Origin of the sequence: [Acidovorax] ebreus TPSY, from assembly GCF_000022305.1 — a bacterium.
In the GTDB taxonomy this organism is placed as follows: domain Bacteria; phylum Pseudomonadota; class Gammaproteobacteria; order Burkholderiales; family Burkholderiaceae_C; genus Diaphorobacter; species Diaphorobacter nitroreducens.
In genome coordinates this window covers 533,246-557,531 of the sequence record NC_011992.1, presented here as the reverse complement: position 1 = coordinate 557,531, position 24,286 = coordinate 533,246, and the positions used below count along the sequence as shown (strand labels likewise).

At 68.4% G+C, this 24,286-nt stretch carries 22 protein-coding genes; 17 read left to right on the top strand and 5 right to left on the bottom strand.

Annotated elements, in window-relative coordinates; all coding sequences use genetic code 11:
- Positions 1–67 precede the first annotated feature (67 nt).
- Positions 68–796: a GNAT family N-acetyltransferase gene (locus tag DTPSY_RS02660; protein ID WP_041838783.1), complete on the bottom strand. Its 729-nt coding sequence runs from the start codon at positions 794–796 to the stop codon at positions 68–70.
- A 180-nt stretch (positions 797–976) separates the two neighbouring features.
- Positions 977–1,462: an Lrp/AsnC family transcriptional regulator gene (locus DTPSY_RS02655; protein ID WP_011803980.1), complete on the bottom strand. Its 486-nt coding sequence runs from the start codon at positions 1,460–1,462 to the stop codon at positions 977–979.
- A gap of 185 nt (positions 1,463–1,647) precedes the next feature.
- Here DTPSY_RS02655 and hppD point away from each other — a divergent pair, with 185 nt between their 5' ends.
- From hppD to phhA, 3 genes are all read left to right on the top strand, one after another.
- A complete protein-coding gene (hppD, locus tag DTPSY_RS02650; protein ID WP_012655562.1) occupies positions 1,648–2,766 on the top strand; it encodes a 4-hydroxyphenylpyruvate dioxygenase in 1,119 nt (372 codons plus the stop codon).
- A 170-nt stretch (positions 2,767–2,936) separates the two neighbouring features.
- A complete protein-coding gene (locus DTPSY_RS02645; protein ID WP_238526563.1) occupies positions 2,937–3,824 on the top strand; it encodes a Bug family tripartite tricarboxylate transporter substrate binding protein in 888 nt (295 codons plus the stop codon).
- Between the two features lie 85 nt (positions 3,825–3,909).
- Positions 3,910–4,749 (top strand): phenylalanine 4-monooxygenase, encoded by an 840-nt coding sequence (phhA, locus tag DTPSY_RS02640; RefSeq protein ID WP_011803977.1) that lies wholly within the window; start codon positions 3,910–3,912, stop codon positions 4,747–4,749.
- An 18-nt stretch (positions 4,750–4,767) separates the two neighbouring features.
- Here the strand turns inward: phhA and DTPSY_RS02635 are convergent, their stop codons facing one another.
- Positions 4,768–5,679 carry an esterase/lipase family protein gene (locus tag DTPSY_RS02635; protein ID WP_012655560.1) on the bottom strand — a complete coding sequence of 304 codons (912 nt, stop codon included), beginning with the start codon at positions 5,677–5,679 and terminating at the stop codon, positions 4,768–4,770.
- A gap of 140 nt (positions 5,680–5,819) precedes the next feature.
- On the opposite strand from DTPSY_RS02635, the gene DTPSY_RS02630 reads away from it, so the two are divergent.
- The 7 genes from DTPSY_RS02630 (at position 5,820) to DTPSY_RS02600 (ending at position 13,718) form a co-directional block, all read left to right on the top strand.
- Positions 5,820–7,505 (top strand): AMP-binding protein, encoded by a 1,686-nt coding sequence (locus DTPSY_RS02630; protein ID WP_012655559.1) that lies wholly within the window; start codon positions 5,820–5,822, stop codon positions 7,503–7,505.
- A gap of 34 nt (positions 7,506–7,539) precedes the next feature.
- Positions 7,540–8,466 carry an MBL fold metallo-hydrolase gene (locus DTPSY_RS02625; protein ID WP_012655558.1) on the top strand — a complete coding sequence of 309 codons (927 nt, stop codon included), beginning with the start codon at positions 7,540–7,542 and terminating at the stop codon, positions 8,464–8,466.
- A 240-nt stretch (positions 8,467–8,706) separates the two neighbouring features.
- Positions 8,707–11,010, top strand: a complete 2,304-nt coding sequence (locus tag DTPSY_RS02620) for a TonB-dependent receptor (protein WP_012655557.1) — start codon at positions 8,707–8,709, stop codon at positions 11,008–11,010.
- Positions 11,011–11,062: 52 nt separating this feature from the next.
- Complete coding sequence (locus DTPSY_RS02615; protein ID WP_041838782.1) at positions 11,063–12,160, top strand: alpha-hydroxy acid oxidase; 1,098 nt, start codon at positions 11,063–11,065, stop codon at positions 12,158–12,160.
- Positions 12,154–12,837: a Fe2+-dependent dioxygenase gene (locus DTPSY_RS02610; RefSeq protein ID WP_012655555.1), complete on the top strand. Its 684-nt coding sequence runs from the start codon at positions 12,154–12,156 to the stop codon at positions 12,835–12,837. Before DTPSY_RS02615 ends, DTPSY_RS02610 begins: the two co-directional genes overlap by 7 nt.
- Positions 12,838–12,895: 58 nt before the next feature.
- Positions 12,896–13,165, top strand: a complete 270-nt coding sequence (locus DTPSY_RS02605; RefSeq protein ID WP_011803970.1) for a PepSY domain-containing protein — start codon at positions 12,896–12,898, stop codon at positions 13,163–13,165.
- Positions 13,146–13,718 carry a cytochrome b/b6 domain-containing protein gene (locus tag DTPSY_RS02600; RefSeq protein ID WP_012655554.1) on the top strand — a complete coding sequence of 191 codons (573 nt, stop codon included), beginning with the start codon at positions 13,146–13,148 and terminating at the stop codon, positions 13,716–13,718. Before DTPSY_RS02605 ends, DTPSY_RS02600 begins: the two co-directional genes overlap by 20 nt.
- Positions 13,719–13,793: 75 nt before the next feature.
- Here DTPSY_RS02600 and DTPSY_RS02595 read toward each other — a convergent pair whose 3' ends face one another.
- Complete coding sequence (locus DTPSY_RS02595; RefSeq protein WP_041838781.1) at positions 13,794–15,776, bottom strand: lytic transglycosylase domain-containing protein; 1,983 nt, start codon at positions 15,774–15,776, stop codon at positions 13,794–13,796.
- Between the two features lie 14 nt (positions 15,777–15,790).
- Here DTPSY_RS02595 and DTPSY_RS02590 point away from each other — a divergent pair, with 14 nt between their 5' ends.
- From DTPSY_RS02590 to DTPSY_RS02575, 4 genes are all read left to right on the top strand, one after another.
- Positions 15,791–16,363 carry a 5-formyltetrahydrofolate cyclo-ligase gene (locus DTPSY_RS02590; protein ID WP_011803967.1) on the top strand — a complete coding sequence of 191 codons (573 nt, stop codon included), beginning with the start codon at positions 15,791–15,793 and terminating at the stop codon, positions 16,361–16,363.
- 129 nt (positions 16,364–16,492) lie between these two features.
- Positions 16,493–17,179 (top strand): glutathione S-transferase family protein, encoded by a 687-nt coding sequence (locus DTPSY_RS02585; RefSeq protein ID WP_012655552.1) that lies wholly within the window; start codon positions 16,493–16,495, stop codon positions 17,177–17,179.
- A gap of 17 nt (positions 17,180–17,196) precedes the next feature.
- Positions 17,197–17,964, top strand: coding sequence for a metallophosphoesterase (locus DTPSY_RS02580; protein ID WP_012655551.1), 768 nt, complete (start codon positions 17,197–17,199; stop codon positions 17,962–17,964).
- Between the two features lie 305 nt (positions 17,965–18,269).
- Entirely contained in the window at positions 18,270–19,547 is a 1,278-nt protein-coding gene (locus DTPSY_RS02575) for a multifunctional CCA addition/repair protein (RefSeq protein ID WP_012655550.1), read from the top strand.
- A gap of 131 nt (positions 19,548–19,678) precedes the next feature.
- Here DTPSY_RS02575 and trxC read toward each other — a convergent pair whose 3' ends face one another.
- Entirely contained in the window at positions 19,679–20,116 is a 438-nt protein-coding gene (gene trxC / locus DTPSY_RS02570) for a thioredoxin TrxC (protein ID WP_012655549.1), read from the bottom strand.
- Between the two features lie 126 nt (positions 20,117–20,242).
- Here trxC and otsB point away from each other — a divergent pair, with 126 nt between their 5' ends.
- The 3 genes from otsB to otsA are packed head-to-tail and all read left to right on the top strand — an operon-like array spanning position 20,243 to position 24,226.
- On the top strand, positions 20,243–20,974 hold the full coding sequence (otsB, locus tag DTPSY_RS02565; RefSeq protein ID WP_011803962.1) for a trehalose-phosphatase: 732 nt from the start codon (positions 20,243–20,245) through the stop codon (positions 20,972–20,974).
- A complete protein-coding gene (locus DTPSY_RS02560) occupies positions 20,971–22,791 on the top strand; it encodes a glycoside hydrolase family 15 protein (RefSeq protein WP_012655548.1) in 1,821 nt (606 codons plus the stop codon). Before otsB ends, DTPSY_RS02560 begins: the two co-directional genes overlap by 4 nt.
- A 16-nt stretch (positions 22,792–22,807) precedes the next feature.
- The gene (gene otsA, locus DTPSY_RS02555; RefSeq protein WP_012655547.1) at positions 22,808–24,226 is read left to right on the top strand and encodes an alpha,alpha-trehalose-phosphate synthase (UDP-forming); all 1,419 of its coding nucleotides are present in this window, start codon (positions 22,808–22,810) and stop codon (positions 24,224–24,226) included.
- Positions 24,227–24,286 lie beyond the last annotated feature (60 nt).

Below are 24,286 nucleotides of genomic sequence, written 5' to 3'. Positions count from 1 at the left end.
TTGTGCAGGGAGTGGATCAGCCCCCAAGGATAGCGGATCGCCCCGCGCACCCGCGGGGCACGCCTGCCTACTCGGCGGCCTGGTGGCGGCCGTCGCGCACGCCCTGGCGGATTTCCTGCAGGTCGGCCAGGAAGCGCCAGAACTGCCGCGCCTGCTTCTTGAGCTGGTAGTCCACTTCGCCGAAATGCTCGGCCATGATCTCGGACACGCGCGTGTCGAAGCGCGCGGGCGGCAGCTGCAAGTACGCCTCGGACTCGGATCCGTCGCGGCGCACCGTGGCGCCGGCATTGCGCGCGATCTTGAGCATGGCCGTGTTCTCGGTGAGCGCGTGGATGAACATCATGCTCACGCCGCGGTTGCGCGCCAGCATCACCGCGCGCTCGAACAGCCGCGCGCCGTAGCCGCGCCCGCGCGCCGTGGCCGAGACCGAGACGCCGAACTCGGCGCAGCTTTCGTACTCGCCCGATGGCGCAAACGCCACATGGGCCATGGCGATCAACTCCAGGCGGCGGTTGAAGATGCCGAACACCTCGTCGCGCGAGAAGTCCAGCAACTCGGCGTAGCGGCGCACCTGGTCGTCGTTGGCGGCGTAGCCAAAGCGCAGGTAGCGGTCGCGCGGCTCCAGGCGCAGCAGGTGGGCGGCAATGCGCTCGCGGTGCTGCGGGCCGAGCGAACGGATGGGCACCATCACAGTGTTCATGGCAAAACCTCGGTGGAAGCGTCCCCCGGCGGTGGGGCGCAGCATTTGTCGCCCTGCGTTCCAGGAAGCGCGAAGCCAGTCTTTGGTTGAAAGCATGATGCGGCCGATTCTAGGGTTTTCCCTAGGAATCTGGGGCGCATATGCTGCAATGCAACAAAAAAGTGGGGGAAATCAGATTCAAGAGAAAAATGGCCTCTAACCCTTACCCAGTAAGCGTAAGCAGCTATCAATACAGGACTGCCTCTGTCCACCACGCGACTGCCGTGCCTTTTTTATCTACACCGGCAGGGCGGTAGTGGCCTTGACCCGGTCCAGCACGAAGCTGGTCTTGCAGTCCTGCACGCTGGGGTGCTTGAGCAGCGTGTCCATGATGAAGCGGCTGTAGTGCGCCATGTCGGCCACCACCACGCGCAGCAGGTAGTCCATCTCGCCGGTGAGCGACGCGCACTCCACCACCTCGGGCCAAGTCTGCACGCTGGCGCGGAACAGGTCCATCGGGTTGCGCTTGTGGCTCTCGGTGTGCTTTTCCAGGCGCACGTTCAGGTAGGCGGTCAGTCCCAGGCCCACGCGCTCGGGGCGTACCAGAGCCACGTAGCGGTCAATCACGCCCTCTTCCTCCAGCCGCTTGGCGCGGCGCAACACGGCGCTGGGCGACAGGCCCACCTGTTCGCCGATCACGTCATAGGTCTCGCGGCCGTTGTCCTGCAGGCGGCGCAGGATGGCACGGTCCAGCTTGTCGAGGGCGGGGGTGCGTTCGCTCATGGCGGCGGATTCTAGGCAAGCGCCGCATGAGACGCACCCGCGTGTTCCCTAACGCGAAATGACTGCACATCGCATTGACGTTGCGCAACATTCCTGCATATCCACACTCAAACCCGTGCGCATTCGCCAGAAACATGAGCCCCGCCCCTCCTACAGTGAAGCGACACACCCTAAGGAGACTGCCGATGACTGCCGCCCTGCCCCTTCGCGCCACCCACGACGCCGACGCCTGGGAGAACCCCATGGGCCTGATGGGCTTCGAGTTCGTGGAGTTCACCTCGCCCACCCCGGGGCTGCTGGAAGCGGTCTTCGAGAAGCTGGGATTCACGCTGGTGGCGCGCCACCGGTCCAAGGACGTGCTGCTGTACCGGCAGAACCAGATCAACTTCATCCTGAACCGCGAGCCGGCCAGCCAGGCCGCGTACTTTGGCGCCGAACACGGCCCCTCAGCCTGCGGACTGGCCTTTCGCGTGAAGGATTCGCACCAGGCCTACCGGCGTGCGCTGGAGCTGGGCGCCCAGCCGATCGAGATCCCCACCGGCCCCATGGAACTGCGCCTGCCGGCCATCAAGTGCATTGGCGGCGCGCCGCTGTACCTGATCGACCGCTTCGAGGACGGCAAGTCCATCTACGACATCGACTTCGACTTCCTGCCCGGCGTGGACCGACGCCCGGTGGGGCACGGCCTGAACGAGATCGACCACCTCACGCACAACGTGTACCGCGGCCGCATGGGATTTTGGGCCAACTTCTACGAAAAGCTTTTCAACTTCCGCGAGATCCGCTACTTCGACATCCAGGGCGAGTACACGGGCCTGACGTCGAAGGCCATGACGGCGCCGGACGGCAAGATCCGCATCCCGCTGAACGAAGAGGCCAAGCAGGGCGGCGGGCAGATCGAGGAATTCCTGATGCAGTTCAACGGCGAGGGCATCCAGCACATCGCGCTGATCTGCGACTCGCTCGTCGAGGTGGTGGACAAGCTGGGGCTGGCGAGCGTGCCCCTGGCCCCGGCGCCCAACGACATCTATTACGACATGCTGGACACCCGCCTGCCGGGACACGGCCAGAACGTTGCGGAACTGCAGGCGCGCGGCATCCTGCTGGACGGTACCACGGCTGACGGCACACCCCGTCTGCTGCTGCAGATCTTCTCCACGCCCATGCTGGGGCCGGTGTTCTTTGAGTTCATCGAACGCCAGGGCAACTACCGCGAGGGTTTCGGCGAAGGCAACTTCAAGGCGCTGTTCGAATCGCTGGAGCGTGACCAGATCCGGCGCGGCGTCCTGCAGACCCAGGCGTGAGCCCTGGGCGCGGCCCGGCCATGGAATGACGCACTGCAACAACGGCTTTCTATACTGAGCGCCCTTTCAAAGAGACTCGGGAGAAATTCAATGTTGCGTCGCCGTCAATTGGTGGGTTCCCTTGCGCTGTGCATGGCTTGCGCCGTACAGGCACAGAACGCATCCGCCCCATGACCATCGTGGTGCCCTACGCGGCCGGAGGCCCGCTCGACAAGAGCGCGCGCATCCTGGCCGAAGGGGCACAGGCCCAGCTCAGGCCCATCCAGGTGCAGAACAAGCCGGGCGCCGGCGGCAACCTGGGCGCAGACACGGTGGCCAAGGCGCCCAAGAGCGGCAACCTGCTGGTGATGGGCGCGGTCGCCACCCATGCCGTGAATCCCTGGCTGTACAAGAATTTCCCCTACAACCCGGTCAAGGATTTCACGCCCATCGTGCTCGTCGCACGCACACCGAACGTGCTGGTGATGAGCGCCGAACGGGCCAAGGCGTTGGATATCAGCACCACCACCGACCTCGTGAAGTACATGAAGGCTCACCCGGACCAGCTCAAGTACGGCTCGGGCGGCAACGGCAGCATCGGCCACATCGCCGGGGAGATGTTCAAGTCGCTCACCAACACGCGCATGCCCCATGCGCCCTTCCAGGGCGCGGGCCCGGCGCTCAAGGCGCTGCAGGACGGCGGCGTGGACATCGTGTTCGACAACCTGGCGTCGTCACTGCCGCTGATCCAGGGCGGCAAGCTCAAGGCGCTGGGCGTGACATCGCTGGGCAGCGACGACGCCCTGCCCCACGTGCCCAGCATCAACAGCGAGGTGCCCGGCTTCAACGTGTCCACCTGGTTCGGGCTGTTTGCCCCCGCCACGCTGCCCGCCGCCGATGCACAGAAATACGCCACGGCGTTCTCGAAAGCCATGCACTCGCCGGCCGGCAAGGCGCAGTTCCAGAAGATGGGCCTGACGCCCGAAGAACTCACGCTGGGCGGCTTCGGCAGCTTCGTGCGCTCGGAACTGGGCAAGTACGAATTCCTCATCAAGGCCGCCAAGATCCACATCGACTGAACGCCGTCCTGCACTCCCGCCCGCCGGCCTACACCAGGCCGGCGGTGCACGACGACGGCGTGGTTCCAACAAGGAGACAAGCACCATGGGACAAGCCCCCGTCGTCTACGGACAATCCAGCCGCCCGCCGCGCGGCGACTATTCGCGTGCGCAGGAGGATTACACCTGCGCGCAGAACTTCGCGGCCTACACCGCCGCCGACCACGACACCTACCACCGCCTGTACCAGCGCCAGTCGGCCCAGCTGCAGGGTCTGGCGAGCGAGGCCTTCATCCAGGCCCTGCCGCTGCTGGGCGCCAAGGAGCGCATCCCGCGCTTCGATGACGTGAACGAACGCCTGTACCGCGCCACGCGCTGGGAGCTGGTGGCCGTGCCGGGGCTGATCCCCGAGGTGCCGTTCTTCTCGCTGCTGGCGAACCGCAAATTCCCGGTCACCGACTGGATCCGCACGCCCCAGGAGTTCGACTACATCGTCGAGCCCGACGTGTTCCACGACCTGTTCGGCCACGTGCCGCTGCTGTTCAACCCGGTGTTTGCCGACTATGTGCAGCGCTATGGTGAGGGCGGTCTGAAGGCGGCCGGGCTGGGCGCGTGCGAGATGCTCTCGCGCCTGTACTGGTACACGATCGAGTTCGGCCTGATCCGCGAGCAAGGCGGGCTGCGCGCCTATGGCGCGGGCATTCTCAGCTCGCGCGGCGAACTGCCCTACGCCGTGCACAGCCCCGAGCCGCAGCGCCTGCCACTGGAGCTGGAACGCACCATGCGCACGCGCTACAAGATCGACACCTACCAGCAGACCTACTTCGTGATCGACAGCTTCGAGCAGCTGTTCGAACTCACGGCGCAGGATTTCGCGCCGATCTACGAACGGCTGCGCGGCCAGCCCGAGTTCGCGGCCGATGCGCGCGAGCCGCTCCCGGCCTGAAGCGCGTCGCCGACACGCTCAGGGCTGCTCGAGCAGCGCCAGGCAGTCCTGCAGCACGCGCGGGTGGAACGCCATCTCGACGTGCGCCACCCCCTCGATGAAGCGGTTGTCCGCGCCCTGCAGCATTGCGGCCGCGGGCGGATAGACCACGTTGTCGCAGTTGGAGTACCAGCACACGAAGACTGCGGCGCGTGCCGGCGGCTCGTCTTGCCCCAACTGGCGCACCCAGGGGCCGTGCAACCTCATCTGCCGGCCATTGGTGCTGCGTGCGCCGCGCGCGGGCCAGGTGCCGTGGTGCGGCGATCCCAGCGTGACGATGCGGTGCACGCGCTGCTCGCTGCCCGGCACGGCGCGCAGCCAGGCGCGTGCGGCCAGACCGCCCATGCTGTGGCCCACGATCAGCGGCGCCCGCCCAGTGGCCTCGGCCACGCGGCGCACGGCATCGTCGATGGTGCGGCAGTAATCGTCGATGGAGCCGAAGGCGGGCTCCAGGGTCACGGCCACGAAGGCATGGCCGCGCGCACGCAGCAGCGCCAGCCAGGGCGTCCAGAACCCTCGGTTGCACAGGAAGCCATGCACCAGCACCACGCCGCGCGGGCCGGGCACGTCCGACGCGCGCGGTGGCAGCCAGTCCGCCACGGCCTGGTGGCGGAACGGCTGCCACCAACCGAAGACCAGGCTGGCCCAGCGTGACTCGGCCCACCAGGCACGCAGCAGCTGCCCGGCGCGCGGACGCGGCGTCGCATCCCCCCGGCAAACCCAGGCCATCAAGAAAAATTGCGGCGCCATGCCCAGGCGGAACATCAGCGGGACCGCGGCCACGCCCGCCAGCGCCAGCGCCGGCGAACGGCCCCAGAACCAAGCCATCCAGCCCGCGATCAACAGCAGATGCACGGCCACCGCCCAGCGTTGCCAACGCGCGTTCGTCATGAAGCTCCCTTGTGGTGGTTGTGGTGTGTCGCTTGGGTGACCTCTGCGGCATCCGGACTAGGACAAGCCCGGTATGGCGCGTGCAAGGCCACTTCCACAATCGGTGCGATCTTGCCCCATACCGCAACGAGGACCCTTGCATGGAACGAATCTGGCTCAAGAACTACCCCGCTGGCGTGCCGCACGACGTGGATGCCGATGCCTACCCCTCGGTGGCGCAGATGCTGGAGGAGTCCTTCCACCGCCACGCCGACAGCCCGTTCTCGGTGTGCATGGACCGGTGGATGAGCTACCGCGAACTCGACCGCCTGTCAGCCCGGCTCGGCGCGTGGCTACAGGGCCAGGGTCTCGCACCCGGTGCGCGCGTGGCCATCATGCTGCCCAACGTGCCGCAGTTCGCGGTGACCATGGCCGCCGTGCTGCGCGCGGGCTACACGTGCGTGAACGTGAACCCGCTGTACACCGCGCGCGAGCTGGAGCACCAGCTCAAGGACTCGGGCGCCACGGCCATCGTCATCCTGGAGAACTTCGCGCACACGCTGGCCGAGGTGATCGACCACACGGCCGTGCAGCATGTGGCGATCGCCTCCATGGGCGACCTGCTGGGCGCCTGGTACGGACGCTGGATCACCTTTGCCGTGCGCCACCTGGCCAAGATGGTGCCCGCGTACGAGCTGCCCCTGACGGGCGGGCGCCAAGTGATCAGTTTCAAGCGCGCGCTGGCCCTGGGCGAGCGGCGCACGCTGACCCCGGCGCGCGTCGCGCCCGACACGCCGGCCTTCCTGCAGTACACGGGCGGCACCACGGGCCTGTCCAAAGGCGCAGTGCTCACCCAGCGCAACATCGTCGCCGCGACGCTGCAGGCCGAGGCCTGGTTCACCCCCGCGCTGGGCAAGATCGGCGACCTGAGCCGCGCCAACAGCATTGCCGCGCTGCCGCTGTACCACATCTTCGCGCTCACGCTGTGCCTGCTGGCCATCCGCCAGGGCTCGCGCCTGACGCTGATCCCGAACCCGCGGGACATCCCCAAGTTCGTGGAGGTGCTGAAGAAGCGCCCCTTCCACATGCTGCCCGCCGTGAACACGCTGTTCAACGCACTGCTGCAGAACCCGCAGTTCCGCCATCTGGATTTCTCGCAGCTGTGCGTGGCGCAGGCCGGCGGCATGGCCGCGACCGAGGCCACGGCCCAGCAGTGGAAGGCCGTGACGGGCGCCACCATGATCGAAGGCTGGGGCATGAGCGAGACCTGCGCCATCGGCACCAACAACCCGGTGAACAGCACCGCCTTCAGCGGCAGCATCGGCCTGCCGCTGCCGGGCATCGACATCGCCATCAAGGACGACGCAGGCGCGAGCCTGCCCATCGGCTCGGCGGGCGAGATCTGCATCAAGGGCCCCAACGTGATGCCCGGCTACTACAACCAACCCGAGGAAAATGCCAAGGCCTTCACGCCCGACGGCTTCATGCGCACGGGCGACATCGGCGTGATGGACGAGGAGGGCTATACGCGCATCATCGACCGCAAGAAGGACATGATCCTGGTGAGCGGCTTCAACGTCTTCCCCAACGAACTGGAGCAGGTGGTGGCCCTGTGCCCGGGCGTGCTGGAATGCGCCGCCGTGGGCGTGGCCGACGACAAGCAGGGCGAAGCCATCAAGGTGTTCGTGGTGCGCAGCGACCCCTCGCTGACCGAGGACGACGTGGTGCGCTACTGCCATGAACACCTGACCGGCTACAAGCGGCCAAAATACATCGAATTCCGCGACGAACTGCCCAAGACCAACGTGGGCAAGATCCTGCGACGGGAGCTGCGCGACGGCAAGTGATGCCGCGCTCCGGTTACTCCAATTTTCATAGCTGATGCCGCTTGTTCCACCTGCGCTACCGCCGGAAATCATTGTCATCGAGCGCGGCTGGCTGTCGGCCAGCAACGTGCTGCTGTTGGGGCGCGACTGCACGGCGCTGGTGGACAGCGGCTACTGCGCCCACGCGCCGCAAACCGTGGCGCTGGTGGAGTCGGCGCTGGACGGGCGTGTGCTGGACCAGTTGCTCAATACCCACCTGCACAGCGACCATTGCGGCGGCAATGCCGCGCTGCAGGCGCGCTGGCCGCAGCTTGCCACCCGCATCCCCCCGGGGCAGTGGGCACAGGTGCAGGACTGGGACCCGGTGGCGCTGAGCTACGTGCCCACCGGCCAAGAGTGCCCGCGCTTTCGTGCCGACGGAGTGTTGCCCCCCGGCACCGAGGTGCAGCTGGGCGACCGCGCGTGGCAGGTGCACGCAGCCCCGGGGCATGACACCCATGCCGTGGTGCTGTTCGAGCCGCACGCCCGCGTGCTGATCTCGGGCGACGCGCTCTGGGAGAACGGCTTCGGCGTGGTGTTCCCCGAACTGGACGGCGAGCAGGCTTTTGCCGAGGTGGGCGCCACGCTGGGCCTGATCGAGCGGCTGGATCCGCTCACCGTGATCCCCGGCCACGGCAGCGTGTTTGGCGACGTGCCCGCCGCGCTGGCGCGGGCGCGGCGCCGGCTGGCGGGTTTCGAGGCCGACCCGGTCAAACACGCGCGCCACGCGGCCAAGGTGCTGCTCAAGTACAAGCTGCTGGAATGGCAGCAGGCGCCGCTGGCGCAAGTGCATGCCTGGTTGGCTGCCACACCGTACTTCGGCATGCTGCACCAGCGACACTTTGCGCAGCAGACCGCATCCGTCTGGGCCGAGCAGCTGATGCAGGAACTGGTGGACGCCGGCGCGGCCCGGCGCGAGGGCCGCGCGCTGCTCAACGCCTGATCGCCCTGCCGCCGTGTGCCATCCGGCAACGGGGCACGCGCCAGCATTGGCCGAATGCTTGCCGCGCTGGGCGGGACTTCGCGCGCCCAACCGTGTGTTTGTTGCCAAACCACCACAAAACACCACCGCTGCTAACGTTTCCGCCACTGTGGGCGAGGCATTTTTGCACTTATTGACGCAAACGAGATTGATTCGCAACAATAATCCCTAGCGAATAATTCCAACCTCTCGTTTCCAGCAATGCCCTCCTCCCCTCTCAAGAAGCCCAAGAGCCTGCGCATGGCCGCAGCCCTGCTGCCGCTGAGCGCCATCGCCCAGGTGCAGCCCACACCCGCCCCCGTCACCACCCTGCCCACGGTGACGGTGCAGGAGCAGGCCATCGATCCCAACCCCAACGCCGAGGTCGGCGCGCCCTACAAGGCCAAGACCTCCGCCGACACGCGCCACACCCGCCCGCTGGCCGAGACGCCGCAGACCATCCAAGTGGTCACCGGCGAGGCCATCCGCGACTCCGGCGCCACCGACCTCAAGCAGATCCTGGCCGCGCAGCCCGGCATCACCCTGGGCACGGGCGAAAACGGCAACGCCTTTGGCGACCGCTACATCATCCGCGGCCAGGAGGCGCGCTCGGACGTGTTCGTGGACGGCCTGCGCGACCCCGGCATGACCACGCGCGAGAGCTTCGCCATCGAGCAGGTGGAAGTCACCAAGGGCCCCAACTCCAGCTTCGCGGGCCGCGGCTCGGCGGGCGGCGCGGTGAACGCCGTGACCAAGCAGGCCACGCTGGACTATGACTTCACGCGCGTGTCCGCCGGCGTGGGCACCGACAGCCACCACCGCGTGACGCTGGACATGAACAAGGGCTTCACCGACAAGTTCGCCCTGCGCGCCAACGCCCTGACCTCGGGCGAGGACGTGCCGGGCCGCAGCCCCTCGCAGCGCCGCCGCGACGGCCTGGCGCTGTCGGGCCTGTGGGAGCTGAACCAAGACCTGTCCGTCACGCTGGACTACTACGGCCTGCGCGCCAAGGACAAGCATCCCGACCTGGGCGGCTACCTCGTGGGCACGGTGCCCAACCGCCGCCCCGCCACGGGTGTGCCGGTCTATGCGCAGAACAGCGACTTCCTGAATTCCGACGTGGACACGGTCACCGCGCGCATCGCCTACCGCTTTGCGCCCGACCTCAAACTCACCAGCCTGACGCGATACGGCCAGTCGGACAACCGCTACGCCACCACGGGAGCCTCCAACGGCACGGTGCTGGACGCGGCCAACAACCCGATCGGCACGGCCGGCGTGCTGGACGGCGGCCACACCGGCTGGCAGGACGTGAAATATTTCGCGCACCAGAGCAACCTGCGCTGGGACAAGCAGATCGGCAGCCTCAAGCATGAATTCATCTTCGGCTTCGAATACACCGACCACAAGGTGAAGTCCGGCAACTACGGCGTGACCAACACCGGCGCCACCAACTGCCGCGTTTCGGGCCGCAACGGCCCGCAGGCCGGCTGGTGCATCACTGATCTGAACGGCAACCCCGTGAGCAACCTGGGCGACCTGGCCGGCCGCAGCTACGAACGCCGCAGTTGGACACGCGACTGGCGCGTGAAGACCTTCGCGCTGTCGGCCATGGACACGGTGGACCTGACCGACCAGTGGACCGTGTTCGGCGGCCTGCGCGCCGACCACTACGACCTGTCGCTGGACACCCGCAACAACCAGACGGGCGCGATCACGGGCAACTACGGCTTCAACGACACACTGCTCAACGGCCACCTGGGTGTGAGCTACAAGATCAACCCCATGGGTATGGTCTATGCAAGCTACGGCACGGCGCAGGACATCAACGGCGGCGAACCCGACACCGGCACGAGCAGCGGCTACGGCGGCCTGGTGATCCACAACGGCAGCGCCGCCGGCGCCAAGCCCGAGACCTCGCAGAACATCGAGCTGGGCACCAAGTGGAACCTGCTGGACGACAAGCTGCTGGCCACCGCCGCCGTGTTCCAGACCACCAAGGACGACGTGATGGAGGGCGCCAACTACGACACTGAAGGCACCTTCAATACCGGCAAGAACCGCGTGCGCGGCATCGAACTGGGCCTGGCCGGCAATCTCACCAAGAACTTCCAGCTGCAAGCCGGAGCGGCGATCATGAAATCCAAGGTGCTGCGCTCGGCCGTGGCGTCCAACGTGGGCAACCCGCTGTCCAACTTCGCCGACCGCTCCTTCACCGTACAGGGCAAGTACCAGCTCACGCGCGACTTCTCCTTCGGCGCCGTGGCGCGCTACGAGAGCAGCCGCTGCGGCGGCCAGCCCGACACCGGCGCCGGCTACACCAACGGCATGTGCTCGCAGCCGGTGCCCTCGTTCAGCGTGTACGACCTGTTCGCGTCCTACCGCATCAACAAGCACGCCGACCTGCGCCTGAACGTGCTGAACGTGACCGACAAGGACTACTACACCGCCGTGTACCGCTCGGGCGCCTTCCTGTACAAGGGCGACGGCCGCGCAGTGCGCCTGACGCTGAACCTGGACTTGTAATCAAATAAGCTGCTAGCGCTTGATGGGCAAGCGCTGGCAGCTATCAAATTTGATGACACCACATATTCCCGCAGGCGTCTGGAACGCCATCGACTACGAACGGCTCGCGCCCCAGCACATGGACGCGGGCCGTCTTGCCTATGTGGCCGGCGGCTGCGGCTGGGACCGCACGGTGGCCGCCAACTGCGCCGCCTTCGCCGCCTGGGCCATCGTGCCGCGCCTGCTGCGCGACGTGCGCGGCGGCCACACGCGGCTCACGCTGGGTGGGCTGGACCTGCCCCACCCGCTGCTGCTGGCCCCGGTGGCGCACCAGCGCCTGGCCCACTCCGAGGCAGAAGTCGCCACCGCCCGCGCCGCCCAGGCCACGGGCACCTGCCTGGTGGCCAGCACGCTGTCGTCGTGCACGCTGGAGGCGATCGCGGGTGCCGCCGGCCCCGCGCGCTGGTTCCAGCTGTACCTGCAGCCCGAGCGAGAACACACGCTCGCCCTGCTGCGCCGCGCCGAGGCCGCGGGCTACCGCGCCATCGTGCTCACGCTGGACGCCAGCATCCAGCTGGCCAGCCGCAGCGCGCTGCAGGCGGGTTTTGTGATGCCCGCCGACTGCACGCCCGCCAACCTGGCGGCCTACCCACCGCCCGCGCCGCCCGTACTGGGCGCGGACGACAGCCGCATCTTCCAGGGCGCCATGCGCCACGCCCCTACCTGGGACGACCTGCGCTGGCTGCTGGGCGAGACCCGCCTGCCCGTATGGATCAAGGGCGTCATGCACTCCGACGACGCCCGCGCGCTGCAGGCGGCGGGCGCGGCCGGCCTCATCGTCTCCAACCACGGCGGGCGCAGCCTGGACGGCGCGCCCGCGTCCCTGCATCGCCTGCCCGCCGTGCGCGCCGCCGTGGGCGAGGGCTACCCCGTGCTGCTGGACGGCGGCGTGCGCAGCGGCGCCGACGCCTTCAAGGCCCTGGCACTGGGCGCCGACGCCGTGCTCATCGGCCGCCTGCAGATGTACGCCCTGGCCGTGGCGGGTGCGCTGGGCGTGGCCCACATGCTGCAGCTGCTGACCGAGGAGCTGCACGCCTGCATGGCCCAGGCCGGCTGTGCCCAGCTCTGCGACATCACCCCCAATTGCCTCACACCGCAACCACCATGCTGATCTCCATCGACCAGGTCCTCTCCAAGACGGAGGTGCGCGACCTCCGCGCCCAACTGGACGCCGCCGCCTGGGAGGACGGCGCCGCCACCGCCGGCACGCTGGCCAAGAGCGTCAAGCGCAACCAGCAGATCAACGACGGCAGCGAACTCTGCCAGCGCCTGGGCCAGCACATCCTGCGCCGGCTGAGCAGCACGCCGCTGTTCATCAGCGCCGCGCTGCCGCGCACCATCTACCCGCCGAAGTTCAACCGCTACGCCGACGGCGGCACCTACGGCGCGCACGTGGACAGCGCGCTCATGTTCCTGCCCGGCAGCCACCAGCAGATGCGCACCGACCTGTCGGCCACGCTGTTCCTGGCCGAGCCCGAGGAATACGACGGCGGCGAGCTGGAGGTGGAGGGCCCCTTCGGCGTGCAGGCCGTGAAGCTGGCCGCCGGCGACATGGTGCTGTACCCCTCCAGCAGCCTGCACCGCGTCACGCCCGTCACGCGCGGGGCGCGCGTGGCATCGTTCTTCTGGATCGAGAGCCTGGTGCAGGACGAGGGCGAGCGCACGCTGCTGTTCGACCTGGACCAGTCCATCCAGCAACTCACGCCGCTGGTGGCGCCCGACGACCCGCGCCTGGTACAGCTCACGGGCGTGTACCACAACCTGCTGCGCCGCTGGGCCAGGCCCTGAGCACACCGGCGAACGATCACCGCAACCCATTCCTTCCCGCCAAGAAAGAGAGCCCCGCATGACATCCTGGATCCCGCACATCGCCGCCCTGGCGCTCGCCGTCTCGGCCAGCAGCGCCTTCGCCCACGGCAAGGTCACCTGCCCCGAGCATCCCCCCGCCGAATGGCGACCGCACACCGAGCTGGAGCAGAAGCTCGTGAAGGAAGGCTGGACCGTGCGCCGCATGGAAAAGACCGAAACCTGCTACGAGGTCTACGGCAAAGACCCGCAGGGCAAGCGGGTGGAAGCCTTCTTCGACCCCAAGACGCTTGAGCGCGTTCAAGACTGACGGTGCGCGCGCCACCGGCGCAACGCTGCGCGTGTGGGACCGGCCCGTGCGCCTGCTGCACTGGGGCCTGGCCGCGTGCGTGGCCATGGCTTGGTGGAGCAGCGACGACACCGGTCCGCTGCACGAGCGCGTGGGCTACGTGGCCCTGGCCCTGCTGGCCGCGCGCGTGGCGTGGGGATTCGGCGGCAGCCGCTATGCGCGCTTCGCCCAGTTCGTGCGCACGCCGGCGGCCACGCTGGCCTATGCGCGCCTGGCGCTGGCGGGCCATGCGCCGCGCTACCTCGGCCACAACCCGCTGGGCGCCTGGATGGTGCTGGCACTGCTGGCGATCATGGCGTTGCTGGGCTTCACAGGCTGGCTCTACACCACCGACCGGTTCTGGGGCTATGGCTGGCTGGCCCACCTGCACCAGTACCTGGGCTGGGCCCTGCTGGCCTGCGTGGCCCTGCATGTGGGGGGCGTGCTGTGGACCTGCCTGCAGCACCGCGAGAACCTGGTGCGCGCCATGGTCACCGGCCGCAAGGCGCCGCCGCGGGGTGACGATGTGGCATGAAAAATGGCTCCAGCGCTTATCCAGCAAGCGCTAAAAGCTCCTTTTTATATAGCGCAGCAGGCCCTCAAGGCAGATTCAAGGCAGATCCTTGTTCGGCTCCGGCGCGCGCGCGTCGCGCGGGCCCACGGTGCCCAGCCGGCTCTTGAGCGACTGCGGCTGGCCGGTGAGGATGGCGGCGTAGTTCACCGTGTTGGCCAGCACCTTCTTCACATAGTCGCGCGTCTCGCTGAAGGGCACGTTCTCGGCCCAGATGGCCGCGTCCAGCACCGGGCCGTTGCGCCAGTTGCGCGGGCGGCCCGGGCCGGCGTTGTAGGCTGCCGCCGCCAGGGGCATGGAACCGTCGAAGTCGTCCAGCGCCAGCTTCAGATAGGCGGTGCCGATGGTGATGTTGGTGTCGCGGTCGTAGAGCTGCTGGGGGGAGAAGCCCTCCAGGCCGATCTTGCGCGCCGTCCAGCGCGCGGTGGCGGGCATCACCTGCATCAGGCCCGACGCGCCCACGCCCGAGCGGGCATCCATGATGAAGCGGCTTTCCTGGCGGATCAGGCCATAGACATAGGCCGGGTCCAGCCCGATGCCCCGCGCGCGCTCCACCACGGCGGAGCGGAACGGCATCGGAAAGCGCTGCGCCGCGTCGATCACGCCCTTGGTGCGCTCGCTGGTGTTGATGCAGCGGTCCCACACCTCGCGCTGGCAGGCGAAGTCGGCCGCCGCCAGCAGCTCGCGCTCGCCCATGCCGCCAGGGGTGTGCAGGTTGGTGGTGTAGTTCCACTCGCGCACGCCTTCGCTGCGCAGGCCCATCAGGATGGCGTACAGCGCACGGTTCAGGCCGGGGTTGGCGCGCGCGGTGGCTTTTTCTTCCTCGGTCAGCGGTGCGGGCGCCGGGGGCTGCGTGACGCGCTCGCCCAGCTCCTCCAGCGCCAGCTGTTCATAAAAACCCGTGGTGCCGGCGATGCGCGCATACAGCTGGCGCGCGGCCGCGCGATCCTCGTCGCCGGGGCGGTTGGCCATGAGGGCGCGCGCCTTCCAGTACGTCCAGACGCTTTCCTGGCGCGCCGCGGGGCTCATGGCATCGATGCTGCGGCCCACCAGCTTCCATTGCCCGGCCCGCAGCGCGGCGCGCGTGCGCCAGGCCAGCATGTCGTCGGTCAGGTCGGCGTCACGGCCCACGTTGGCGTAGTAGCTGAGCGCATCGGGCGACAGCGCCGTGGCGGCCTGCTTGCCGATCAGGCCCCAGAGCCAGTTGCGCTCCTCGGCCGACAGGTGCGGCCCCCATTTGCTGTCCAGCAGGCTGGCGGCGTTGGCGACATCGCTCATGGCCATGCGGGTGAGCGCCAGCACCACCAGTTCCTGACGCTCCTTGCCACGCGCCGTGGCGCGGCCCGTGAGGTACTTGGTGGGCGAATCCAACGCCTCGCGCAGTTGCGGCAGCGCATCGGGCGCGACGATTTCCACCGCCTTGCGCACCACGCGCAGGCGGTTGGCCTCTGCGCCCAGACGCGCCTTGCGCCACACGTCCAGGGGCTTGATTTTCTTGGCGGCCAGCATCTCGGCGGCGGCACTGGAGCAGCCGTCGTCCAGCTCGCGCAGCGCATACCAGTGGCGCAGCATCTCGGCGCCGGCACTCTCGGCGGCCGTGCCCTTGATCTGCTCGATCGCGAGCGCGTAGCAATGCACCTCGCGGTCATCGCCCATGCGGAACTGCGGGTGAAATTCTGCGAATTGGTCCCAGTCGCGGCGTTGGCCCAGCAGCAGCAGCCAGTCGTTGCGCAGGCGGTCTTCCTGGTAGGTGCCCGCCCAGCGCTGCAGGAAGGCGGTCACTTCGGAGGGTTGGGCCTCCTCCAGCCGCGCACGCAGTTCCCAGTACGCAGCCCAGGGCTCCAAGGCATGGCCGCGCGCGCCCGGCAGCAGCGCGGCAAGCCGCTGCTTGTCGCCCTTGCGGAAGGCTTTCTGCATCTCCAGGACGGTGTCATCGCCGCGGTTTTGCGCCCCGGCCCACGGCGCGGCGGTGGCCAGGGCAGCGCCGGCGATCAGCGGTGTCAGAATCTTCATCCAAAGCATTGGGGGATTATGTGATGGACAAAGCAGCCCTGCGCCGCGCATTGGTAGAACAGCGCCTGAATCTGCCGGACCGCCTGCAGCGCGCCGACCAGTTGCAACGCGTGATGCGCATCTGGCTGGTGGACCGCCCGGACACCATCATCGGCGCCTACTGGCCGATCAAGGGTGAGTTCGATCCGCTGCCCGCGCTGCACCGCTGGAAGGAAGATGGCGAGTTGCTGGACGAGCCCCAGCTGCGCCGCATCGGCCTGCCCGTGGTGGACAAGGTGCACAAGACGCTCACCTTCCACGCCTGGTATCCCGGCTGCCCCATGGAGGAAGACGCCTACGGCATCCCCAAGCCCAAGGACACCGAGCTCATCCACCCCACGCTGCTGTTCGTGCCCTGCGTGGGCTACGGCCCGGGCGGCTACCGCCTGGGCTACGGCGGGGGCTTCTACGACCGCACGCTGGCGACGCTGCAGCCCCGCCCCGCCACCGTAGGCCTGGGGTTCACCCACGGCTACCTGGACGACTTCGAGCCCGAGGCACACGATCTGCCGCTGGACGCCATACTCAACGACAACGGCGTGGTCTGGCCGGTTTGACGCTTCAAAAACAAGAGCGGTTTGCGCTTGGCATACGGTGCTTTCAAGCAAATAACGAGCTCAAACCCTGTGATTACGGGCGCGAGCAGCTCTTTTTAACGTAGCACCACAGCATCAAGGAACCCCTCCATGCTCCAGCTCTACATTGGCAACAAGAACTACTCCTCCTGGTCCATGCGCCCCTGGGTGCTGCTGCGCCAGGCCGGCATCGCGTTCGAGGAAGTGCCCGTGCGCTTTGACAGCTTCGATGCCAATTCGCAGTTCAAGCGCCAGCTCAAGGCCGTCACCCCCGTGGCCAAGGTGCCCGTGCTGGTGGATGGGGACATTACCGTCTGGGACAGCCTGGCCATCGCCGAATACCTGGCCGAGCAGTACCCCGACAAGCATCTGTGGCCCCAGGACAAGGCCGCGCGCGCCCGCGCCCGCAGCGTGGTGGCCGAGATGCACAGTGGCTTCAGCGCGCTGCGCAGCCACTGCGGCATGAACATCGAGGCCCGCCTGCCCGAAGTGGGCGAGATCGTGTGGCGCGACCAGCCCGCCGTGCGCGCCGACGTGCAGCGCCTGGTGGAGATGTGGAGCGAGCTGCTGGACCAGCACGGCGGCCCCATGCTGTTCGGCCAATTCAGCATTGCCGACGCGTTCTATGCGCCGGTGTGCATGCGTCTGGCCACCTTTGCCCTGCCCGTGCCTGAACACATCACCGCCTATGTGCAGCGCGTGCAGCAGTTGCCGGGCGTGAAGGCCTGGATCGACGGCGCACTGGCCGAGCAGGACTTCGTGCCGTTCGACGAGCCCTACCGCGCACGGCGCGGCTAGCCCGCCGGCGCAGTGCCATGAAACTGCACATCCTGTCCGACCTGCACCTGGGCGTGCAGGGCATGGAGCACCCGCGCACCGACGCGGATGTGGTGATCCTCGCGGGCGACATTGCCCGCCCCGCGGCCGCCGTGGCCTGGGCGCAGGGCTTCGCCAAGCCGGTGCTGTACGTGCCGGGCAACCACGAGTTCTACGGCTCCAGCCTGCAGGACACCGCGCAAGAGCTGCGCCGTCTGTGCGAAGGCAGCCCCGTGCACCTGCTGGACAACCGCAGCCTGGTGCTGCAGGGCGTGCGCTTCATCGGCAGCACCCTGTGGAGCGACTTCCGCGTGGCCGGCGATGGCGCCGCCCGCACCGAGGCCATGGCCCAGGCCCAGCAGTTCATGCGCGACTTCAGCCGCATACGCGCCGGTGGCGCAGACGGCGGGGCGCTCTTCACGCCCCAGCACGCGGCCGACCTGTTCGACGCCAACGCCCGCTGGCTGGCGCGCGAACTCGCCCAGCCCTTTGCCGGCCCCACCGTGGTCATCACCCACCACGCGCCTTCACCACACAGCATCCACCCGCGCTTTGCGGGCTCGCCCATCAACGCCGCCTTCGTGTCCGACGCACAGACCCTGGTCGAGGGCAGCGGCGCGCGGCTGTGGGTGCATGGGCACACGCACGACAGCTTCGACTACCGGCTGCACGGCACACGCGTGCTGTGCAACCCGCGCGGCTATGCCAAGGATGGGCAGGTGGAGAACACGCGGTTCAACCCCCACCTGGTTGTAGAGGTGGCGTAACCACCAGTCAGGCCAACGCGCCTAAAGGCCTGCACCACGGCCGACGACACCATCCACCTGCGTGCCCGCGTCCCGCTGGCCGAGGGCACCATGGCTTTTCACCTGGACAAGCCTGGGCGTTGCGCCTACGACCCGTCCTGGCCGCACGCTGCGCGCGGCGGACGGCGCCGGCATCGACGAGGACGATCTGCGCAGCGAAGAATGCTTCGGCTACCACCACCTGCGCCCTGCCTCGTCCAGCGGGGCGGCAGTCCTGGCGATGACGTACGGACAGCGACCGATTCCAGGTTGAATACACTGCCCCCATGCAGATTTACATGGTGGGCGGCGCCGTGCGCGACCGGCTGTTGGGCCGCCCCGTCAATGACCACGACTGGGTCGTCGTCGGCGCCACGCCCGACGACATGGTGGCACGCGGCTACCTGCCCGTGGGGCGCGACTTCCCCGTCTTCCTCCACCCCGAGACGCGCGAGGAATACGCGCTGGCGCGCACCGAGCGCAAGAGCGGGCGCGGCTACCGCGGCTTCGTGGTGCAGACGTCGCCCGACGTGACACTGGAAGAAGACCTGTCACGGCGCGACCTTACTATCAATGCAATAGCTGCCAGCGCTGACTGGACGGGCGCCGAAGACCTGTTTGACCCTTATGGCGGCGCGCGCGACCTGCAAGCGCGGGTACTGCGCCATGTGACCGACTCCTTCCGCGAGGACCCGGTGCGCATCCTGCGCGTGGCGCGCTTTGCGGCGCGTTTCACCGACTTCACCGTAGCGCCCGAGACGATGCAGCTCATGCGCGAGATGGTGCACGACGGCGAGGCCGACCACCTGGTGCCCGAGCGCGTGTGGCAGGAGCTGGCGCGCGGGCTCATGGAGCCGCAGCCCTCGCGCATGTTCGACGTGCTGCGCGACTGTGGCGCGCTGGCCGTGGTGCTGCCCGAGGTCGAGCGCCTGTGGGGCGTGCCCCAGCGCCCCGAATACCACCCCGAAGTGGACACCGGTGTGCACCTGATGATGGTGCTGGACATGGCAGCCCATTTGCAGGCCCCGCTCACCGTGCGCTTCGCCTGCCTCACGCACGACTTGGGAAAAGGCACCACGCCGCACGACGTGCTGCCGCGCCATATCGGCCATGAGCAGCGCAGCGCACGGCTGCTCAAGGCCGTGTGCGAACGCTTGCGCGTGCCGGTGGAATGCCGCGAACTTGCCGACGTGGTGGCGCGCGAGCACGGCAACATCCACCGCAGCGGCGACCTGGGCGCTGCCGCGCTGGTGCGCCTGCTGGAGCGCTGCGACGCCATCCGCAAACCCGCGCGGCTGGACGAGATCCTGCTGGCCTGTGAATGCGATGCGCGCGGACGCCTGGGTTTTGCCGATCGGCCCTACCCGCAGCGCGCTCGCATCAACGCCGCGCTCGCGGCCGTGCAGTCGGTCACCACCAGCAGCGTGGCTGCGCACGCTGCGCAACTGGGCCTGAGCGGCCCCAAGGTGGGCGAGATGATTCACGCCGCCCGCGTACAGGCCGTGGCCGACTGGCTTCATGCCACCGCGCAGCCTGCCCCAGAACCTCGGGGCAACGCTGGCTGAGCACCTGTGGTGCCTCGCTCCAGTGAGGATTGGCTGCGGGTACGCAGCAACAGCCACTGGTATGGCGAATCGTCAGCGCTGCGGCCCCACAACAGGGGCGAGCGCCACACGAGGGTTGGTTCCGCAGCGCCTTACACCGACTGCACCCAGCGCGCGATATCGGCCGCACCCAGCGCACCAGAGATGCGCGCTGCCTCCTGTCCGCCGCGAAACAGGATCATCGTCGGGATGCTGCGGATGCCGTAGCGCGCCGCGATCGCGGGGTGCGCCTCGGTATCCAGCTTGGCCAGCCGCACGCGCGGCTCCAACTCGCGCGCAGCCTGAGCGAAGGCTGGCGCCATCTGGCGGCAGGGGCCACACCACGGCGCCCAGAAGTCCACCACCACGGGCAGATGGCTGCGCGCTACGTGCCGGTCGAAGCTGGCCGCATCCAGCGCCAGCGGTTCGCCCGTGAACAGTGGCCGATGGCAGCTGCCGCAGTCGGGCGCACTGCCCAGTTGCGCGGCCTGCACGCGGTTGGTGGTGTGGCAGTGGGGGCAGACGACGTGCAGTGCTTCGGGGGAGCTCATGGAGGACCTCGCGGGGGTTGGCGAAACCAGGCAATTGCGGGTAAGGGGTCACGTTTTCAATGCCTACGGCCCTGCGGGTAGCCGGCCTACAGTGGCCGCGCGCGTGCAGAGTTAAGGTTGCGGGCGATGCCCACGCCGCCTCTGCCGACTTCCCGCCACGCCCTGTTCCTCGACTTCGACGGCACGCTGGCCGACATTGCCGCACAGCCGCATGCCGTGCAGCTGCCGCCCGGCGTGGTGGACTGCCTGCAAGCACTGCATGTGCGGCTGGAGGGGGCGCTGGCCATCGTCACCGGCCGCACCATGGCCGATATCGACCATTTTTTGGACCCGTTGCGCCTACCCGTGGCCTGCGAGCATGGCGCGCAGTACCGCCTGGGCAACGGGCGCAGCGGCGGCCTGCCGGCGCTGCCACTGCAGCCGCTGCTGGCCGCGCTGCGCCCGCTGATGGCGCAGCACCCCGAGCTGCTGCTGGAGGCCAAGAGCGCCGGCCTGGCGCTGCACTACCGACAGGCGCCGCAACTGCAGGCGTTGTGCCTGCAGGCGATCACACAGGCGCTGCGCGAGGTGCCGGGCGCCGAGTTGCTGCACGGCAAGTTCGTGTACGAGGTCAAGCCCGTGGGGCCGGACAAAGGCCGTGCGATCACGGACTTCATGCGCCTGGCCCCCTTCGCCGGGCGCGCGCCGCTGTTCGTGGGTGACGACGTGACGGACGAAGCCGGCTTTGCCGCCGCACAGTCGCTGGGGGGCCTGGGCATCAAGGTGGGCGAAGGCGCCACGCGCGCCCACGCGCGGCTGGCCACGCCCGCCGCCGTGCGCCAATGGCTGCAGCACGCCGTGGGCGAGGAGATCACATGACGAGCAAAGCATCTCACGTGGGCGCCACCGCCATGGCCGCACCGTCGCTGGCGCTGGGAATGATCGGCAATTGCACCATCAGCGCGCTGGTGGATGCGCGCGCCTGCATCGTCTGGAGCTGCATGCCACGCTTTGACGGCGACCCGGTGTTCAATGCGCTGGTCCAGCCCGGCCCCGATGGCAGCCGCTTCGCCATCGAGCTGGAGGACTTCGCCCGCAGCGAGCAGTGGTACGAGCCCAATACCGCCGTGCTGCGCACGCACCTGACCGACGCGCATGGCAATTGCCTGGAGGTGACCGACTTCTGCCCGCGCTTCTTCGCACGTTCTCGCGCCTTCCGCCCCGTGATGCTGGTGCGCCGCGTGCGACCGGTGCGGGGGGCACCACGCATCCGCGTGCTGGTACAGCCGCGCTACGACTGGGGCATGGCCCAGCCCGCCCTCACGCGCGGCAGCAACCACATCCGCTATGTGGGGGGCGACTTCACGCTGCGGCTGAACACCGACGCGCCCGTGGCGTACGTGCTCTCGGGCGAGCCCTTTGTAGCGGGGCGCGAATACAACTTCCTGCTCGGCGCAGACGAAACGCTCTCCGGCGGCATTGGCGACACCGCACGCCACTATGAGCAAGAGACCGTGTCGTACTGGAAGCACTGGACCCAGCGCCTGCATCTGCCGCTGCAGTGGCAGGAGGCCGTGATCCGCTCGGCCATCACGCTGAAGATGTCGCTGTTCGAGGACACGGGCGCCATCGTCGCGGCGATGACCACGAGCATCCCCGAATCGGCGCACAGCGGCCGCAACTGGGACTACCGCTACTGCTGGCTGCGCGACGCGTTCTTCGTGGTGCGCGCGCTCAACAGCCTGTCGGAAGTGGGCACCATGGAGGACTACCTGCGCTGGCTCGGCAACATCGTGGCCAAAACCGGCAGCGGCCACATTCAGCCGCTGTACGGCATCGGGCTGGAGCACGAGCTGCCCGAATCCGTCCTGCCCCACTTGGCCGGCTACCGCGGCATGGGCCCGGTGCGCGTGGGCAACCAGGCGGCAGAGCACTTCCAGCACGACGTGTACGGCAACATCGTGCTGGGCGCGGCGCAGTCCTTCCACGACCGGCGGCTACTGCACCCCGCCGGAGCCGCGGAGTTCGAGCGCCTGGAGCGCGTGGGCGAGCTGGCCGTGCAGGTGTACGGCAAGCCCGACGCGGGCATGTGGGAGCTGCGCACGCGCGCGCGCATCCACACCTCGTCAGCCCTCATGAGCTGGGCAGCGTGCGACCGGCTGGCCAAGATCGCACGCGCACTGCAACTGCCCGAGCGCGCCCATTACTGGCAGCAGCATGCGCAGCGCATGCATGGCGAGATCCTCGAGCGCTCGTGGCACGCCAAGCGCCAGGTGTTTGCCGAGAGCTTTGGCGGCAGCGAGCTGGACGCCAGCGTGCTGCTCATGGCCGAGGTGGGCCTGATCCACCCCACCGACCCGCGCTTCGTGAGCACGCTGGACGCCATGGAACACACGCTGTGCGACGGCCCCTTCATGCGCCGCTACGAAGCCGCGGACGATTTCGGCAAGCCCGAGACCGCGTTCAACATCTGCACCTTCTGGCGCATCGATGCGCTGGCGCGCACCGGCCGGCGCGAGCAGGCGCAGGAGATCTTCGAGGCCATGCTGGCCGTGCGCAACCCGCTGGGGCTGCTGTCCGAAGACACCCACGCCGCCACGGGCGAGATGTGGGGCAACTTCCCTCAAACCTATTCCATGGTGGGCATCATCAATGCCGCCATGCGGCTGTCCGCCCCCTGGGACAGCGTGATCTGACCTGGAGCCTTCCTGCATGAGCCGACTCGTCGTCATCTCCAACCGCCTGGCCGACCCGCGCAAGAGCGCTGCCGGTGGCCTGGCCGTGGCCCTGGGCGACGCGCTGGCACGCACGGGCGGCCTGTGGTTCGGCTGGAGCGGCACGGTCACCCCGGACGGCACACCCGGCGAAGGTGCGCTGCAAACACACCAGGCCGGCAACGTGACCCTGGCCACCGTGGACCTGTGCCAGGCGGACCACGCGGCCTATTACCAGGGCTACGCCAACAGCGTGCTGTGGCCGGTGCTGCACTACCGGCTGGACCTGGCCGACTTCAGCGCCAATTACAGCGAGGGCTACCGCCGCGTGAACCAGATGTTCGCGCGCAAGCTGCTGCCGCTGCTGCGCGAGGACGACGTGATATGGGTGCACGACTACCACCTGATCCCGCTGGCGGCGGAGCTGCGCGCGCTGGGTTGCCGCCAGCGCATCGGATTTTTCCTGCATGTGCCCGTTCCGCCGCCGCTCATCCTCGCCGCGCTGCCGCAACACGAGTGGTTGATGCGTTCGTTCTTTGCCTACGACCTGGTGGGCCTGCAAAGCGAGGCCGACGTCGTCCACTTCACACGCTACATGGTCAACGAAGCACAAGCCCAGGAGCTGGGCGGGCAACGCCTGCGTGCCTTCAATGCCACCCTGCGCGTGGCGGCCTTCCCCATCGGCATCGATGTGCAGGAGTTCCAGCGCCTGGGGCGCGCGCCCGACGCCGTGCAGACCTGCGAAGCCCTGCGCGCGGAGTATTCACGCCGCCAACTGTTGCTGGGCATCGACCGGCTGGACTACTCCAAGGGCATCCCGCACCGCGTGCGCGCCTTCCGCCAGCTGCTGGAACGCTACCCCGAGAACGAGCACAGCGCCACACTGGTGATGATCGCCTCGCCCTCGCGCGACGACGTGCACGCCTATGCCGACCTGCGCCAGGAGCTGGAGGGCCTGTGCGGCGCCATCAACGGCGACTACGGCGATCTGGACTGGATGCCGCTGCGCTACATCCACCGCACCGTCGCCCGCAAGCGCGTGCCCGGCCTGTGCCGCGCGGCACGCGTGGGGCTGGTCACGCCGCTGCGCGACGGCATGAACCTGGTGGCCAAGGAATACGTGGTGGCGCAAGAGCCCGAGGACCCGGGCGTGCTGGTGCTGTCGCGCTTTGCCGGCGCGGCCGAGCAACTCAAGGAGGCCTTGCTGGTCAACCCCTACGACACCCAGGGCATGGCCGACGCGATCCAGACCGCGCTGCGCATGCCGCTGTCCGAGCGCCAGTGGCGCCATGAACGGCTCATGGAACGCATCCAGCGCCAGGACGTGCACTGGTGGCGCAACAGCTTCCTGCAGGCGCTGCGCGACGAGGCTGCACCGCCGGTCACCGCGCCGGCAGGGGCCGTGGCAGCCACTTGAGGGTTGTCTGGGTGCACGCGTCCTGCGCGCAGCGGCCCCTCCACGCCCCAGCCGGTCAAG

What these genes read in the sequence shown, in the direction of transcription:
- DTPSY_RS02620 (WP_012655557.1), top strand. Translation starts at nt 8,707, where the DNA reads ATGCCCTCCTCCCCTCTCAAGAAGCCCAAGAGCCTGCGCATGGCCGCA.
- DTPSY_RS02645 (WP_238526563.1), top strand. Translation starts at nt 2,937, where the DNA reads ATGACCATCGTGGTGCCCTACGCGGCCGGAGGCCCGCTCGACAAGAGC.
- DTPSY_RS02655 (WP_011803980.1), bottom strand. Translation starts at nt 1,462, where the DNA reads ATGAGCGAACGCACCCCCGCCCTCGACAAGCTGGACCGTGCCATCCTG.
- otsA (WP_012655547.1), top strand. Translation starts at nt 22,808, where the DNA reads ATGAGCCGACTCGTCGTCATCTCCAACCGCCTGGCCGACCCGCGCAAG.
- DTPSY_RS02595 (WP_041838781.1), bottom strand. Translation starts at nt 15,776, where the DNA reads ATGCTTTGGATGAAGATTCTGACACCGCTGATCGCCGGCGCTGCCCTG.
- DTPSY_RS02635 (WP_012655560.1), bottom strand. Translation starts at nt 5,679, where the DNA reads ATGACGAACGCGCGTTGGCAACGCTGGGCGGTGGCCGTGCATCTGCTG.
- DTPSY_RS02560 (WP_012655548.1), top strand. Translation starts at nt 20,971, where the DNA reads ATGACGAGCAAAGCATCTCACGTGGGCGCCACCGCCATGGCCGCACCG.
- trxC (WP_012655549.1), bottom strand. Translation starts at nt 20,116, where the DNA reads ATGAGCTCCCCCGAAGCACTGCACGTCGTCTGCCCCCACTGCCACACC.
- DTPSY_RS02630 (WP_012655559.1), top strand. Translation starts at nt 5,820, where the DNA reads ATGGAACGAATCTGGCTCAAGAACTACCCCGCTGGCGTGCCGCACGAC.
- DTPSY_RS02605 (WP_011803970.1), top strand. Translation starts at nt 12,896, where the DNA reads ATGACATCCTGGATCCCGCACATCGCCGCCCTGGCGCTCGCCGTCTCG.
- DTPSY_RS02575 (WP_012655550.1), top strand. Translation starts at nt 18,270, where the DNA reads ATGCAGATTTACATGGTGGGCGGCGCCGTGCGCGACCGGCTGTTGGGC.
- DTPSY_RS02585 (WP_012655552.1), top strand. Translation starts at nt 16,493, where the DNA reads ATGCTCCAGCTCTACATTGGCAACAAGAACTACTCCTCCTGGTCCATG.
- otsB (WP_011803962.1), top strand. Translation starts at nt 20,243, where the DNA reads ATGCCCACGCCGCCTCTGCCGACTTCCCGCCACGCCCTGTTCCTCGAC.
- DTPSY_RS02610 (WP_012655555.1), top strand. Translation starts at nt 12,154, where the DNA reads ATGCTGATCTCCATCGACCAGGTCCTCTCCAAGACGGAGGTGCGCGAC.
- DTPSY_RS02625 (WP_012655558.1), top strand. Translation starts at nt 7,540, where the DNA reads ATGCCGCTTGTTCCACCTGCGCTACCGCCGGAAATCATTGTCATCGAG.
- DTPSY_RS02660 (WP_041838783.1), bottom strand. Translation starts at nt 796, where the DNA reads ATGCTTTCAACCAAAGACTGGCTTCGCGCTTCCTGGAACGCAGGGCGA.
- DTPSY_RS02580 (WP_012655551.1), top strand. Translation starts at nt 17,197, where the DNA reads ATGAAACTGCACATCCTGTCCGACCTGCACCTGGGCGTGCAGGGCATG.
- DTPSY_RS02590 (WP_011803967.1), top strand. Translation starts at nt 15,791, where the DNA reads ATGGACAAAGCAGCCCTGCGCCGCGCATTGGTAGAACAGCGCCTGAAT.
- DTPSY_RS02615 (WP_041838782.1), top strand. Translation starts at nt 11,063, where the DNA reads ATGACACCACATATTCCCGCAGGCGTCTGGAACGCCATCGACTACGAA.
- hppD (WP_012655562.1), top strand. Translation starts at nt 1,648, where the DNA reads ATGACTGCCGCCCTGCCCCTTCGCGCCACCCACGACGCCGACGCCTGG.
- phhA (WP_011803977.1), top strand. Translation starts at nt 3,910, where the DNA reads ATGGGACAAGCCCCCGTCGTCTACGGACAATCCAGCCGCCCGCCGCGC.